This is a genomic window from Streptomyces sp. SLBN-8D4, assembly GCF_049739545.1.
In the GTDB taxonomy this organism is placed as follows: domain Bacteria; phylum Actinomycetota; class Actinomycetes; order Streptomycetales; family Streptomycetaceae; genus Streptomyces; species Streptomyces canus_C.
Window position 1 is genome coordinate 578,377 of the sequence record NZ_JBMGQC010000001.1, and the last position, 13,507, is coordinate 591,883.

At 71.4% G+C, this 13,507-nt stretch carries 14 protein-coding genes and 1 pseudogene; 4 read left to right on the forward strand and 11 right to left on the reverse strand.

All coding sequences use genetic code 11. The annotated features are described in order from the left end of the window. Positions 1-61: 61 nt before the first annotated feature. The 3 genes from RKD20_RS02585 to RKD20_RS02595 form a co-directional block, all read right to left on the reverse strand. A complete protein-coding gene (locus tag RKD20_RS02585) occupies positions 62-826 on the reverse strand; it encodes a DUF4097 family beta strand repeat-containing protein (protein WP_424883125.1) in 765 nt (254 codons plus the stop codon). A gap of 79 nt (positions 827-905) precedes the next feature. Then, positions 906-2,027, reverse strand: a complete 1,122-nt coding sequence (locus RKD20_RS02590; RefSeq protein WP_424876184.1) for a DUF475 domain-containing protein — start codon at positions 2,025-2,027, stop codon at positions 906-908. Between the two features lie 154 nt (positions 2,028-2,181). Then, complete coding sequence (locus tag RKD20_RS02595; RefSeq protein ID WP_424876185.1) at positions 2,182-3,900, reverse strand: SpoIIE family protein phosphatase; 1,719 nt, start codon at positions 3,898-3,900, stop codon at positions 2,182-2,184. A 428-nt stretch (positions 3,901-4,328) separates the two neighbouring features. Here RKD20_RS02595 and RKD20_RS02600 point away from each other — a divergent pair, with 428 nt between their 5' ends. Further along, positions 4,329-4,940: a hypothetical protein gene (locus RKD20_RS02600; protein ID WP_424876186.1), complete on the forward strand. Its 612-nt coding sequence runs from the start codon at positions 4,329-4,331 to the stop codon at positions 4,938-4,940. Between the two features lie 56 nt (positions 4,941-4,996). On the opposite strand, the gene RKD20_RS02605 is transcribed toward RKD20_RS02600, so the two are convergent. The 3 genes and pseudogenes from RKD20_RS02605 to RKD20_RS02615 form a co-directional block, all read right to left on the reverse strand. Beyond that, positions 4,997-5,431 carry a hypothetical protein gene (locus RKD20_RS02605; RefSeq protein WP_424876187.1) on the reverse strand — a complete coding sequence of 145 codons (435 nt, stop codon included), beginning with the start codon at positions 5,429-5,431 and terminating at the stop codon, positions 4,997-4,999. 131 nt (positions 5,432-5,562) lie between these two features. After that, positions 5,563-6,336 carry a chitosanase gene (locus tag RKD20_RS02610; protein ID WP_424883126.1) on the reverse strand — a complete coding sequence of 258 codons (774 nt, stop codon included), beginning with the start codon at positions 6,334-6,336 and terminating at the stop codon, positions 5,563-5,565. Positions 6,337-6,566: 230 nt separating this feature from the next. Further along, positions 6,567-7,134, reverse strand: a pseudogene (locus RKD20_RS02615) (erythromycin esterase family protein); the annotation flags it as partial. Here RKD20_RS02615 and RKD20_RS02620 point away from each other — a divergent pair. Next, entirely contained in the window at positions 7,128-7,274 is a 147-nt protein-coding gene (locus RKD20_RS02620; protein WP_424876188.1) for a hypothetical protein, read from the forward strand. The pseudogene RKD20_RS02615 and the gene RKD20_RS02620 sit on opposite strands and share 7 nt — an antisense overlap. A gap of 66 nt (positions 7,275-7,340) precedes the next feature. Here the strand turns inward: RKD20_RS02620 and RKD20_RS02625 are convergent, their stop codons facing one another. The 4 genes from RKD20_RS02625 to RKD20_RS02640 all read right to left on the reverse strand — a co-directional run bounded on the left by RKD20_RS02625 (position 7,341) and on the right by RKD20_RS02640 (position 10,994). Next, the gene (locus tag RKD20_RS02625; RefSeq protein ID WP_020120186.1) at positions 7,341-7,787 is read right to left on the reverse strand and encodes a response regulator; all 447 of its coding nucleotides are present in this window, start codon (positions 7,785-7,787) and stop codon (positions 7,341-7,343) included. Then, positions 7,784-9,394, reverse strand: a complete 1,611-nt coding sequence (locus tag RKD20_RS02630; RefSeq protein WP_424883127.1) for a sensor histidine kinase — start codon at positions 9,392-9,394, stop codon at positions 7,784-7,786. Before RKD20_RS02630 ends, RKD20_RS02625 begins: the two co-directional genes overlap by 4 nt. A 42-nt stretch (positions 9,395-9,436) precedes the next feature. After that, on the reverse strand, positions 9,437-10,630 hold the full coding sequence (locus RKD20_RS02635; RefSeq protein ID WP_424883128.1) for a PP2C family protein-serine/threonine phosphatase: 1,194 nt from the start codon (positions 10,628-10,630) through the stop codon (positions 9,437-9,439). A gap of 223 nt (positions 10,631-10,853) precedes the next feature. Next, positions 10,854-10,994 (reverse strand): hypothetical protein, encoded by a 141-nt coding sequence (locus RKD20_RS02640; protein ID WP_424876189.1) that lies wholly within the window; start codon positions 10,992-10,994, stop codon positions 10,854-10,856. A gap of 191 nt (positions 10,995-11,185) precedes the next feature. Between RKD20_RS02640 and RKD20_RS02645 the strand changes: the two genes are divergently transcribed. Together RKD20_RS02645 and RKD20_RS02650 are read left to right on the forward strand one after the other, a co-directional pair. After that, positions 11,186-11,503 (forward strand): hypothetical protein, encoded by a 318-nt coding sequence (locus tag RKD20_RS02645; protein ID WP_424876190.1) that lies wholly within the window; start codon positions 11,186-11,188, stop codon positions 11,501-11,503. A gap of 175 nt (positions 11,504-11,678) precedes the next feature. Further along, the gene (locus RKD20_RS02650; protein ID WP_424876191.1) at positions 11,679-12,587 is read left to right on the forward strand and encodes a glycoside hydrolase family 16 protein; all 909 of its coding nucleotides are present in this window, start codon (positions 11,679-11,681) and stop codon (positions 12,585-12,587) included. On the opposite strand, the gene RKD20_RS02655 is transcribed toward RKD20_RS02650, so the two are convergent. Further along, the gene (locus RKD20_RS02655) at positions 12,550-13,467 is read right to left on the reverse strand and encodes an LLM class flavin-dependent oxidoreductase (protein ID WP_424876192.1); all 918 of its coding nucleotides are present in this window, start codon (positions 13,465-13,467) and stop codon (positions 12,550-12,552) included. The two genes, RKD20_RS02650 and RKD20_RS02655, sit on opposite strands and share 38 nt — an antisense overlap. Positions 13,468-13,507 lie beyond the last annotated feature (40 nt).

The following is a 13,507-nucleotide window of genomic DNA, read 5'->3' on the forward strand; positions in this document are numbered from 1 at the left end:
AACAAGCTCAAACCACTGCCGGCATCTTCAACATTCGCTCGCCGACGTGATCGGCCGGGGGTCAGTCCCGGCGGGCGTCGACATCCCCGTTGACCGTGGTCAGCGTCATGCTGTGGGTCCGGTCGGCGTCGCGCACGGGGACGCCCACGGTGGCCCGGCCGTTGTCGGTGGACGCGCTGACCCGGTAGGGCGGGCTGTCGTGGGGCACGGTGACGTCGACCGAGCCGTTGACGGTCGCGGCGCTGACGCCCGAGGGCACCGCGGCACATCCGACGACGACGTCACCGTTCGTGGTGGCCGCGTGCACCTGCCGTGCCTCGACGCTCGTCGCGCGCACCGAGCCGTTGCGGGTGGACAGCCGTACATCGGCGTCGTCGCGTCCGGAACGGGTCACCGTCACATCGCCGTTGACGGTCGTGATGTCCAGGGCGGCGGCAACGCCCGCCACGTCGACGCCGGCGTTGCGGGCGGTGGCCGTGACGCTCACGCCGTCGGGGATCTCCACGTACGGCATCCGGGGGCAGGCCTCGTCGCCGGTGGTCCGGTGGGCGCACGACAGGTCGAGCGTCCACACCTTCCCGTGGTGGAACCAGTGCTCGTCGACGCGGTCGTCGACGGTAACGCCGCGGCCGTCTGCCGGGCGCAGCCGCAGGCCGTTGTCGGTGGCGATCACCACCTGCTCGCCGGAGCCTGCGACGCGGAGTGTTCCCGCCGCCGGCGGGCCACCGGACGCCCCGTCGTGATCGTCGCTGCAGGCCCCGGCGAGGGGCAGCAGCGCCAGCACCACCATCAGGCGCGTCACGCGCCGTGTCGGCATCGCCTTCATACCCCGTCGGATGCCCCGGTTCGCCGTGGGCATGGCAGAGACGGGCGGCGAGGCCGACGGCGGGGCGGACGCGTCGGGCCTACGGCACCGGGACCGAGTCCGTCTCCGTCGCCCCCTCGGTCGCCGCGAGCCGCCTGTTACGGCGCACGGAGGACAGGAAGGACCAGCCGATCAGGACCACTCCGACGAGGCCGGTGATGATCTCGTTGATCTGGTACTGGATGGTGACCATGAGGATCACGGCGAGGGCGCCGATGGCGTAGTGGGCGCCGTGCTCCAGGTAGACGTAGTCGTCGAGGGTGCCCTGGCGGACCAGGTACACGGTCAGGGACCGGACGTACATCGCGCCGATGCCCAGGCCCAGTGCCATCAGGACGATGTCGTTGGTGATGGCGAACGCGCCGATCACGCCGTCGAAGGAGAAGGAGGCGTCGAGGACCTCCAGGTAGAGAAACATGAAGAACGCGGCCTGCCCTGCCAGTTTGACCGGCGAGCCGGTCCCGCCGGAGCGTCGGGCTTCTTCCTCGCGTTCCTCCTCGTCCTCGAGCCTGTTCTCGAAGTAGCCGGAGAGGCCTCCGACGACCAGGTAGGTGATCAGGCCCGCGATGCCGGAGATCAGGACGGTCTGCGCCTTGTCGGCGTGGGCGCCGCCGTGCTGGTGGGCGTGGGTGGCGAAGGTGAACGCGGTGACCAGCAGGACGACCAGGGCGATGCAGACCGACAGCATGTCGACCTTGCCGAGCTTGGCGAGCGGCCGCTCCAGCCAGGCCAGCCACTGGATGTCGCGGTCCTCGAAGATGAAGTCCAGGAAGATCATCAGCAGGAACATGCCACCGAACGCGGCGATCGCCGGGTGCGCGTCGGTGACCAGCTGCTGGTAGCGGTCCTTGTCGGTCAGGGCGAGCTGGACCGCGTCGTACGGATTGAGCTTCGCGGTGATCGCGACGATCACGACCGGGAAGACCAGCCGCATGCCGAACACCGCGATCAGGACACCGACCGTGAGGAAGATCTTCTGCCAGAAGGTGTTCATCTTCTTCAGGATTCCGGCGTTGACCACGGCGTTGTCGAACGACAGCGAGATCTCCAGCACGGCCAGGATCGCCACGATGCCGAACGCGGCCCAGCCGTCGTACAGCACTCCTGCGGCCAGGCCGAGCGCGGTGACCGCGAACGCCCAGCGAAAGGTCTTCAGAATCACTGGCACCAAGTCCTGTTGTCGAGCGGTCGCCCGGATGGCGGGCGCAAACGGCCCGTGGGCCCACGGGCGTTGTCTATCACGGTCAGGGGACGCCGAAGTGGCGCGGGGGGTTGACGGGCGACGCCCTGTCCGGGTGCCGGGCCGGTGGTCAGGGTCACGATCTGCCGGGCGTCCGTACGGCGAGCAGGGCGACGTCGTCGTCGTTGCGGACGTGCCGCACGCGGCGCAGCACCTGGTCGGTGAAGGAGGCCAGCGGACGGTGGGCCAGGGCGGCGGCGTGCCGGCGCAGGTGCCCGAGCCCCTCGTCGAGGGAACGGCCGGCTGCCTCGATGAGGCCGTCGGTGTACAGCAGCAGCGTGGAGCCGGGCGGCAGCAGGGCGGTCGCGTCGGTGCGGGGTGCGCGAACGCCGGTGCCGAGGAGGATGCCGTGGCCGTCGGTGAGGTAGTGGGCCAGGCCGTCGTGGCTGATCAGGAGGGGCGGCGGGTGGCCGGCATTGGTCCAGGTCAGTTCCCAGTGGCCGTCGTCCCGCTCCTCCACACAGGCGAAGATCATGGTGGCCATGGTGACGTCGGTGATGTGCATGACCGCCGCGTCGAGCCGGGCGACGACGCGGCTCGGCGGTTCCTGGTGGGCCCAGGCGTAGGCGCGGAGCATGTTGCGCAGTTGTGCCATGCCCGCCGCGGCCTCCAGGTCGTGGCCGACGACGTCCCCGACCGCCAGCGCGGTGGCGCCGTCGGAGAGGGTGAAGGCGTCGTACCAGTCGCCGCCGACCTGTGAGGCGTCGGGAGCGGGCAGGTAGCGGGCCGTCATCTGCAGCCCGGGCACCCGAGGCATCTGGGGCAGCAGGTGGTTCTGCATGGTCTCGGCGACCTTGCGCTGACGCTGGTAGAGACGCGCGTTGTCCAGGGCCAGACCGGCCCGGCGGGCGATGTCCTCGATCAGCGGGAGATCGACGGAGGTGAAGTCCACCGGGTCCTTGTCCCGGCCCAGGGTGAGGGCGCCCAGGACGGCACGCGTGCTGCGGATGGGGGCGATGGCGGCGGAGCGGATGCCGGTGGCCTCGAACAGGCGGCGCTGTTCCACCGCTATGCCGGAGTCCGGGTCCCGCTCGTAGGTCTGCGGGCCGGCCAGGGTGGAGGCGACCCCGCGCAGCGCCCTGGACAGGGGCATCGGCGACTCCTCCGGGATCGGCGGCATCGGCCCCTCAAGGTCCTCGTGACGCACCAGGGCGTCGCCCTCCGCGCGGACGACGGCGGTGCGCCACACCTCGTCGCGCTCGGTGATCAGGTCGACGACGGCCCAGTCCGCCAGCCGGGGCACCACCAGGGCCACCAGCCGCCGCAGCGTCTCCTCGACGTCGAGCGTGGACGTCAGACGGGTGGTGGTCTCGGCCAGCAGGGCGAGGCGCTCGAGTTCCGGCATCGACCCGGCCGCCGTCTCGGGCGGACTGTCGGTCTCCGGCAGGCGCTGGGCGTGGACGAGCACGAGCGTGCCGACCACCCGGCCGTCCACGTCGTACGGCGTGATCAGCCACGAGACGGGCAGCAGGGAGCCGTCGCCGCACTCGAAGTGATCCCCCTCGGCCTGGGCGGTGCGCCCGGCGTGGAAGGCCTGGCGCATGCTGCACCGGCTGCGCGGCAGGGCGTGGCCGTGGGCGTCGCGGTGCAGCAGGTCGTGCGCGTCGCGGCCGTGGAACTCCTCGGCGGGGCGGACCAGCAACTCTTCGGCGCGGGTGTTCACGGCGATGACGTGGCCTTCTTCGTCCACGACGTACGCCGCGGTCCCGATGGCCTCCAGCGCGGCGGCGAGCCCCGCCGCGGGTGCAGTCGGGGGTCGTCTCCCGAGGGTCCCCGTGTCGTCCGCCCCTGCCATGTCTTCCTCTCCTCGCCGGTCGGCCGCCGCTCGCAGCCGGTCTGTGACGTGTTCGCTCGGCCGTCCTGTCCTTCCCGTGTGCCCCGGTCACCATGTATCCAGCCTCGCGTGTGAGCGAGTACTCGCAACCGGGTCGGCGCGGGGCGTGGCGCGGGGCCGTGACCGCCCCTGTCTGCGGACCTGTCCGTGCGAGGTCGTGGCGCTCCGGGGCAGGGGGCGTCCTGACGCTTTTCGGCGCGCCCCCTGACGCTTCCGTGCGCTGGGTGAACGTGGCCGAATTCGCCCTGCCCGCACGGGACTTGGCGGCGCGCTGGGTATCCGTGAAATGACGGGTGCGGACCGGCGGCATGGGGAGGGCTGGGGCTGTGGCACGCCTATCGTGGACATCCGGCCCCTCCCCGTCGCGCCGATCACGCAAACGGCATGTCGTGCGTGCGCTGCGGGACCAGGGACGCTACGGCCCCAGGCTGCGTGACGTGCTGCCCGCCTTCGCGGGTGTCCTGGTGGCCGTGTGCGCGGTGGCGGCCGTGCTCGCCGCGGGGTACCGCGCCGCCGGGATCGGCGTCCCGGTCGCCGGTGTCGTCGTCCTGACCGTGGTCGTCACGGTCGCGATACGGCACGGGCGCCCCGGCGCACGCCGTCGTCTGGGCTACTACACCGAGGACGAGCTGCTCGAACTCGACACCCAGCAACTCGCGTTGGCGGTGGCCCGGATGCTGCGCCGGGACGGGTGGCGGGTGCGGCTGGTGCCCGCGCCGGACCGGCCGCGCCTGTGCGCCCGGGACGCGGCCGGGCGTCGCATCGACGTGGCCTTCCGGCCGGTGGCGGAACCCCTGCCCGACGAGGACGTGCCGCATCCCCACGCGCACCGCGGGGACCAGGTGTCGCCTCTGCGCCTGGTCGTGCATCGCGGTGTCTTCACCGCCCGCGACATCCGGTGGGCCCACCGGGAGCGGACGATCCGCCTGCTCGACGGGTCCGCTCTGCGGCGGTGGGCGGCGGGCGCCCGGCTCAACGACCTGCTGTCACAGGAACGGTGACAAGGAGTCGGTACGCCCGCGCCGCGAAGGAATGCCTCCGGGCCCACCCTGCCGCGTCAGATCCGACCGCCGGTCAGGCGGGTGATCGGACCGTGCGTGTGACGTCCGGCGCGCCGCCCGACGGCGTAGGACGTGGCGGTCAGCGCGGTCAGGCCCGCGCCCAGGCCCGCCGCGATGATCTTGCGCTGGGCGATCACCGTCCAGGCCGTCTTGGCGACGGCAGCCGCCTGCCCGGAGGCGGCAATGACGGTCTGGCGGCCGGCCTCGACGCTCTTGGCCGCGGTCTGCGCGGCTCCACTCACCGTCTTGGCCGTGCGCTCCGTCACCTCCTTGCCCGCTGACGCGGCGTCATCCGTCTTCGCGGCCGCCTTGTTCGCCACCTTGGTGGCCGGGGCGGTGGCCTTCGCCGTGGTACGCCGGGCCTTCGCCGCCGCGGTCCGAGTGTTCGCGGAATCTTGGTTCGTCTGCTCGTTCGATTCACTCATGGACATCGCGTTACCGCTCGCTCCGACGGCAAACACGCTGCGCCGAGAGCGATTTAACGGCATGGCGTCGTCGGCGCGCTTTCCGGGAGCGGCGACGGCCCGGCGCTGTGGCGCACCGGGCCGTCGCCCCTTCCCCGTCAGCCGATGTGGTAACTGTCGCCGTAGACCTTCCAGTCCAGGGGCGGATTCAGGTCGAGGTTGCCCTTGCGCAGGAAGACGCGCTGGGCGGTGTCGACCCGGCTCGTGTCGCTGTGTGCCTCCTCCTGTTTCATCGCCCACACGCGTGCGTCGAGGAAGGCGTTCAGGTACGTCGTCTCGTTGCCGCCCTGGGCCGGGGGCTTGGCCGTGCGCAGGGCCCGGCGGCGGATGCTGCTGAAGCTGGTCGCGTCACCGCCGTCGCCGTGCATGACGATGGCGTCGTAGTAGGCGAACTGGCCGAGTGCACGCAGCCCGTCCGTCTTGCCCTGCCTTACGGCGGGGTTGAAGTAGACACGGTCGCGTTCGTCGTTCTGCGCCTGCTGGAACGCCGTGTCCTGGGCGGCCTTGCGCCAGTCGGCGGGGAAGTTCGGGTCCAGGCCGGCGTGGGAGTCGGTGCCGTCGACGCGGCGCAGCGCCGGCAGGTACTTGGCGAGGACGTTGCCGGGCTTGCGGTCGGCGTACAGCTGTACGAGGTCGAGCATGTCTCCGGTGCCGGAGCAGAAGCCGATGATGCCGGCGGTGTACCCGCGGCCGTCACCGATGTCCTCGATGTACCGGTACTGCGCCTTCCAGTCGAGCGAGGAGTTCTCCGCGCTCGACACCAGCTTCATGGCGATCTCCTTCTTCGCGGGGTCGTCGAGGCCCGGTGCGGCCGCGGACGCCGCCGCGGCGGGCACGGAGCTGAGCATCCCGGCGCAGGTCGCCGCTCCCATCAGAGCGAGGAGGGTGCGGCGGGACGGGTGGGCGGCCGGGTGCACTGTGTCAGGTTCCACGGGGGCTCCAAGTGGAGGTGGGGGGTGGAGAGTTGGTCCAGACCTGGTTGTTAGGAAGGTTTCCTACCAGTGCGGGGCGCGATCAGTAACCCACTATGCGGGAAGTTCGTAGGTTCGAACGAATAACGGTCACTGATACGTGGGTTCGACCGATCGGAGGACGGCAGCGGCTAGCTCCGCGGGACGTCCTTGACGAACACCAGGCCGTCGATGGCCGCCGAGTGGGCCGGATCGAGCGGGGCGTAGCCGAACCAGGGGGACACGCGGGGCGCGGGCGGTGTCTCGCCGAGTGCGGTGGTCAGGCGCCGGGGGTCGATGAGGCAGTGGCCCTGCGGGAGGGCGTACAGGAGTCCCTCGACGGTGTCCCGGGGCGGTGCGTCCACTCCCTGGTGGCGGATCGTGTAGAGGGCCGTGGCCCCGAAGGCGTACTCCTCACCCAGCCGCGCGCTCACCAGCGCGCCGGCTCTCCACCACCCGACCCTCCCACATCCGCATCGAGCTCTTCTCGCGCTGGAGATGGGAGTTGTGGGCGTGGACGAGTACAGGCCCGCGCGCGTCGAGGGATAGGGGGTTGTGGGCCGTCATCGAGTCCCGCAGCGCGCACAGGCGCGTCATACGGGCCGGCGAGGTGTCGGCCATCCCGTGGTGGTAGCGCGGCAGACCGGCCGCCGTGCGGTCGTACAGGCACGCCCGCTCCCAGTCGTCGCGCGAGGTCTCCGCGATCAGGTGCGGTGCCTGGACGCCAGGTGCGGGAGGCCGGCACCCTTGAGCCGCTTCACGACGCGCTGCGCGACCGGCGGAGCCGGCTCTCCGCCCGCGGCCGGGCGATACCGGCCGGGGCCGCGGAGCTGGAGGCGTACCTCCGCGAGCGCGGATGAGCTCTCCGTCGCCGACCGGGTGGGCAGGGGCGGGTTCCCTTACGGCCCACCGGTCGGGCAGCGGCTTCAGAAGTGGCGGGGCAGACGGACGACCTGGACGAAGAAGTCGTCGATCTGACGGACCGCGGCGATGAACTGGTCCAGGTCCACCGGCTTGGTGACATAGGCGTTGGCGTGCAGCTTGTAGCTGCGCAGGATGTCCTCCTCGGCCGCGGAGGTGGTGAGGACGACGACGGGGATGTGGGCCAGCTCCGGGTCTGACTTGATCTTCTCCAGGACCTGACGGCCGTCGTACTTGGGCAGGTTGAGGTCGAGCAGGATGAGGTCGGGCTCAGGCGCGTCCGTGTGGTCGCCGCGCCGGTAGAGGAAGTCCAGTGCCTCCTCGCCGTCCCGGACCACATGGAGCGTGTTGCCGATCTTGTTGTCCTCGAACGCCTCACGGGTCATCAGCTCGTCGCCGGGGTCGTCCTCGACGAGGAGCACGTCGATGGGGCTCGCGCCTGGGGTGGTCATGTCAGGACCTTCTCCTCGGTGCCGATACCGGACGCCTCCGGGCTCTCGGCGATGGACGGAAGGGTGAAGCAGAAGCGCGTGCCGTCCGTGTGTGCGGTGTCGATCCAGATCTTGCCACCATGTTGTTCCACGATCTTCTTGCACAGTGCCAGGCCGATGCCGGTACCACCGTAGGCGTCCCGGCCGTGCAGCCGCTGGAAGATGATGAACACCTTCTCCGTGAACTGCTCGGGAATGCCGATGCCGTTGTCCGTGACGGACACCAGCAGGCTGTCGGGTTCGTCGGGGTCCGTTCCGCAGGTGATGGAGACGTGCGGGGTGCGGTCGGGATGGCGGAACTTGAGGGCGTTGCCGACCAGGTTCTGCCAGAGCATGGCCAGCAGGGTGGGGTCCCCGACGACCTCGGGCAGCCGCTCCGGGTGGTCGACGCGGGCGCCGGACTCCTCGACGGCTGTCCCGAGGTTGGCCAGCGCCTTGTCGAGCGCCTGGTCGAGACCGACCGGCACCCGGGCGTCGTTGACCCGCCCGACCCGGGAGAAGGTCAGCAGGTCGTTGATGAGGACCTGCATGCGCCGGGCCCCGTCGACGGCGAAGTCGACGTACTGCCGACCACGGTCGTCGAGGACGTCGCCGTAACGCTTCTCCAGCAGCTGGCAGAAGGAGGCGACCTTGCGCAGCGGCTCTTGGAGATCGTGGGAGGCGACGTAGGCGAACTGCTCCAGTTCCGCGTTGGAGCGGCGCAGTTCCTCGGTCTGGGCGTCCAGGTCGGCGGCCTGCCTGGTCAGCTCCTGCTCCTGTGCGCGGGATGCCTCGAGTTCGGCCACGACATGCCAGCGCATGCCTTCGACGGCATTGGCCACCGCCGTCAGATCGGCCGGGCCGCCGCCGGTGATGACGTACGAGAAGTCGCCGCCCGCTACCCGCCTGGACGCCGTGGCCAGCGCCTCCAGCGGGCGGGTCACCAGGACCCGGACCAGGACGGCGCAGGCGACTCCGGCCAGCAGGAAGACCGCGACCATGCCCGCCAGGACCGAGTCGCGCACGTGCCGTTCATGGATGAGATGGGCACGGCCCTTCTCCACCGCTTTCGCCAGGTCGGTGTTCTGCCGGGCCCACAGGGTGCGCAGCCGGTCGAACTCCTTCTTGCCCTGATCGGCCTTCCGCTGGTCCAGCGGCTTCGGACGGCCTGGCGAGACCGAGGCGGCGAGGGGTTCGGCGTAGGTGCGGCGCCAGTCGGCCGCCTGGGTTTCGATGGCCCTGAGGTCGGCCAGCAGTTCGGGCCGGTCGCCGATCAACTCGCGCAGCCGGGCGGCCGAGCCCGCCTCGTCGCGTTTGCCCTGGGTGTACGGGGCGAGGAACTGCCGGTCGGCGGAGATCGCGTAACCGCGGACGCCCGTCTCCTGGTTGGCCAGGGCCGCCTGCAGCCGGTACGCCTCGGTCTGGGCGGGCTGGGTACGGCGCAGCAGCTGGTCGCTCACCTCCGCCGTCCGGCCGAGCAGACCGGCGCCGACCACGCTGCCGACCACCACCAGCAGCGTCATGACGGCCAGCAGCAGGTAGAACCACCCCTGCACCGTCAGTCGACGCCCCCTCCACACCGCGCCCATCCCTCGCCTCACCATGCGGTCCGACACCGTGCTCCCACTCACTCAGTTCCAGTTCAGATGGACGACGGCCACGTCGTCGGCGAGGCCGCCCCGCGCCTCGGCGAGGCTCTCGGCCTTCTCTATCAGCCGGTCCACGAAGGGCTCCGGCTCCAGGGCGGCTCCCTCCCGGGCGAGGGCCAGCAGTCCTTCCTCGCCGAGGCGTTCCGTGCCCCGGCTCACGTGCCCCTCGAAGAGGCCATCGGTGAAGAGCACCACCGAGGTGCCCGCCGGCACAGCCAGTTCCGCGGTCGGCCACCTCGCGCCGCCCGGGACCATGCCCAGGGCCGGTCCGCCGGGCACCTCGACCCATTCCACGTCCGTCCCGCTGCGCCGGAGCAGGCCGTGATGACCGGCTCGGACGACGTGGGCCTGTTGCTCTCCCGGGACGGCGGCCAGGGTCACGAGGGTCGCGAAGACCTCGTCACGGGCCCGCTCGGCCATCAGCAGTTCCTCCAGGCGGGCCATCTGCTGTGCGCCGGTGATCCCGCTGAGGACGAGGGTGCGCCAGGCGATCCGCAGGGCCACTCCCAGGGCCGCCTCGTCCGGGCCGTGCCCGGAGACGTCCCCGATGAGGGCGTGGAGGGTGCCGTCGGCGCTCTGGACGATGTCGTAGAAGTCGCCGCCCAGCAGCGTCTGGGCGCGTCCTGGCCGGTAGCGGGCCACCACCTGGACGCCTTCGGCGCGCAGCAGGGGGCGGGGCAGGAGGCCACGCTCCAGGCGGGCGTTCTCCTGCGCCTGGAGCGCGCCGGCCTGGAGGGCCACCGCCGCCTGCTCGGTCTGCTTGCGCTGGATCGCGTAGCGCACCGCCCTCCCGAACAGCTCGGGCTCGACCCGGCCCTTGACCAGGTAGTCCTGTGCGCCGGCCGCGACCGCGGCGAGTCCGGTCTGCTCCTCGGCGAGGCCGGTGAGGACCACGATGGCCACCTGCTCGGCCAGCCGCTGGACCCGCGAGACCGCCTCAAGGCCCTGGGCGTCCGGCAGGTGCAGGTCGAGCAGGACGCAGTCGGGTGTCTCGGTGGCCAGCACCTCGGCGGCCTCGGTCATCGACCGCACCCATCGCAGCCGCATCTTCACGGCGCCGTCGACGACCAGTTCCTCCACGAGCATCGCGTCGCCGGGATCGTCCTCCACGAGGAGAACCGACGGCTCCCGGTGCTCCCACGCCGTCTCGGCACCGGCTGCCGCCGTCGACACCAATGCGGCAGCCTCAGTCCCCGAGATCACTCTCGTCCCGGCCTCCCCACTCCATACTTGTCGCCTGCCGCCGGCCGTTGCCCAGGACAACGCCGGGTACACGGTCAGAGCGACGATCCGATGTTCACCCGTCGCCCACGGCGGTGGACAGCGCGTCCACCCGTGGGCCGGTCCTCAGGCGGGGCCGTGCGGCCGCCTCGCCAGTCCTGCTCCTCGTAAGCGATCTTCACTCCCCGGTCAGTTCCTCGCGAGGGCCAGGGGGGATGTGCAGGTGCCCGTCGGTGTCACGCAGGACGTGGCTGAGCTCGATGCCACCCCGTGCGGGGTCCTCCCCCTCCAGCTCCGCCGTACCCGTGCCAGCCGTCACCGACGTCGTCATCGTCCGCCCATCCCGAGATTCAGTGTTCTGGCCGCGCTTACCCCCGACCGGCGTGACCATGCGGGGACGGTTCCAGAAAACCACCGTGGGCGACACGCCTCCTCCACATCCGAAGCCGTGCGCCTTCGGTTCCGATCGGTCTCACGGGGAACCGGGTAGGACGTCAGAAAGGAGTCCCCGTGACCACCTACGTCATCACCGTCCCCGGCACCTTCCTGCGGGGAGTGCCCGACAGCGTCCGCTCGGACATCGGACGAAGGCTTCGGCCTCAGGACCCCAGGAACACCGATCTCGGGGAGAGCGAGGAGCTGAGTGTGCTGTCCGTCGAGGAGGACGGCATGTTCGCCGCCCGGGTGGAGGTCGAGGCCCCGGACCGGTTGCAGGCGGAGGCCGAAGCGGTACGGCTGGTCTCCGGGGCCCTGCGGGACAGCGGCCTGGAAGAGCAGGACGCCCCGTTGGGCCCGGCGGTCGTGACCGGCATCGACAGCGAGTTCTGAGGCGGCCGGCGGAGCGGGCCCTCCGGTTCGCGGCGCGTCCTGGGGATGGCGCCGCGCGGCGCGGCGGGCGAGGATGTCTCTTCGCGAAGTGCGGTCCGCTCCGCCGCGGTTCATGGCCTTCCGGTGCTCCGCGCGGCAAGGGGGGACGGCGTCGGCCGCCTGAAGGAGCCTTGGGATGGGTTCACACGCAGCGCCGCACCACCACAAGCGGATCCTGGTGACGGCCGCGAGCCTCCTGCTCGTGGGCGGCGGCCTCCTCGGCCTCCCCCGGGCCGACGGGGCCCCCGCTCCGGCCGACGCCTGCCGGACCACCGCCACGCGCCTTCCCCGTGGCGACTGCGGGCCCTTCTGGCAGGTCCTCGCGGAGGACTTCAACGGCGACCGGGTGCCGCTGGGGTCGTTCAGCGACTGCGAGCACGACGTCGACACCTCCGCGGCCCACTGCGGGGGCCTGAAGGGGAAGTACCGGGACAACTGGTGGGCGTATCCGACGGGTTGGCCCGACACGGCCGCCAGTCGGGGGCGGAACGTGGTGGGCGTCTACCACCCGGAGGACACCGTGAGCGTCGGTCCCGCGGCGGACGGCGACGGGCGGATGTCGATCCGGATGTGGCGGCCCGCGGACGGTGGCCCCGTGCATGCCGCGGCGCTGGTGCCGCGTGCGGTGATGCAGATGAAGTACGGCAAGTACAGCGCGCGCATCAAGGTCACGAAGCCGGCTCCCGGGTACAAGTCCGCGTGGCTGCACTACGGCGGGGGCTGCGAGATGGACCACCCCGAGGGCGAGTGGACCGGCACCCTCAGCTCCTTCCACCACCCCTGCGGCGGCGGTGAGCAGGGCTACTTCCCGGGGAGCGACGACTGGACGCGGTGGCACACCGTGTCCACCGAGTGGACGCCGGGCCACGTCCGGTTCTTCGTCGACGGCCGGCTGACGGGTCATGACACCCGTGGCGTGCCGGACCTCCCCCTGTCCTGGGTGCTCCAGAACGAGAGCGCTCTGGAGGGTCCGGGGGCGGCGCCGGGCAGCAGCGCGCAGCTCGACATCACGTGGGTGGCGGCGTACGCGTACGGCTGGAAGTGACCGGTCGGGCCGAGGGGCCGACGAGTTCGTCGGCGACCCACCGGGCGACGTGGGCGGGGTACGGCGACGGCAGGCCGAGCACGATGTGGGTGAAGCCGGCGTCGATCGCCTCGCTGATCGCGTCGCGGGTGGGGCCCGGACGGTCGTAGGAGACCGGCAGGTGGATCGAGCGGGTGATCTCGGCCGGATCGCGGCCGATCTCCCCGCAGTAGCGGTCCAGCAGGGCGCTGCGACGGGTGACGTCGTCGATGTCGCCTCCGGGGATGTTCCACAGGTCGGCGTGACGGGCCGCTGTGCGCAGGGTCGCTGACGAGCGGCCGCCGATGAGGATCGGGGGGTGGGGGCGCTGGACCGGTTTGGGGTTGCCGAAGGCGCCGGTGAGGTGATGGTGGGTGCCGTGGTGGTCGAAGGGCTTCTCCTCGGTCCACAGCCGCTTGATCACCGTGCAGGCCTCGGCGAGGCTGGCCACGGCGTGCGCGGAGTCGTGGAAGGGCAGGCCGTGGGCCTCGTACTCGCGCCTCGCCAGGGGGTGGTCCGGGCGGGAGCCGACACCGATGCCGAAGTCGAGCCGGCCGCCGGAGACGATGTCGACCGTCGTGGCGATCTTGGCCAGCATCGCGGGCGGCCGGAAGCGGTTGCTGGTCACCATGACACCGAGCCGTAGCCGTCGGGTCTGGGCGGCCAGGGCCGCGAGGAGCGTCCACCCTTCGTAGGCCGGCCCGTCGGGGTCACCGCCGATCGGCATGAGGTGGTCGAAGAGCCAGGCGTGCTCGATGGCGGGAACGGCGTCCGCCTCGCGCCAGACCCGCAGGATGTCGTGGTAGTCGACCTGCATGGGTGCGGTCATGATCCCGAAGCTGGGAGGGGGGTGATGCGGCATGGGCGGTGGGTCCCTTTCGTAAGGGTCTCCCCCGCCGGTC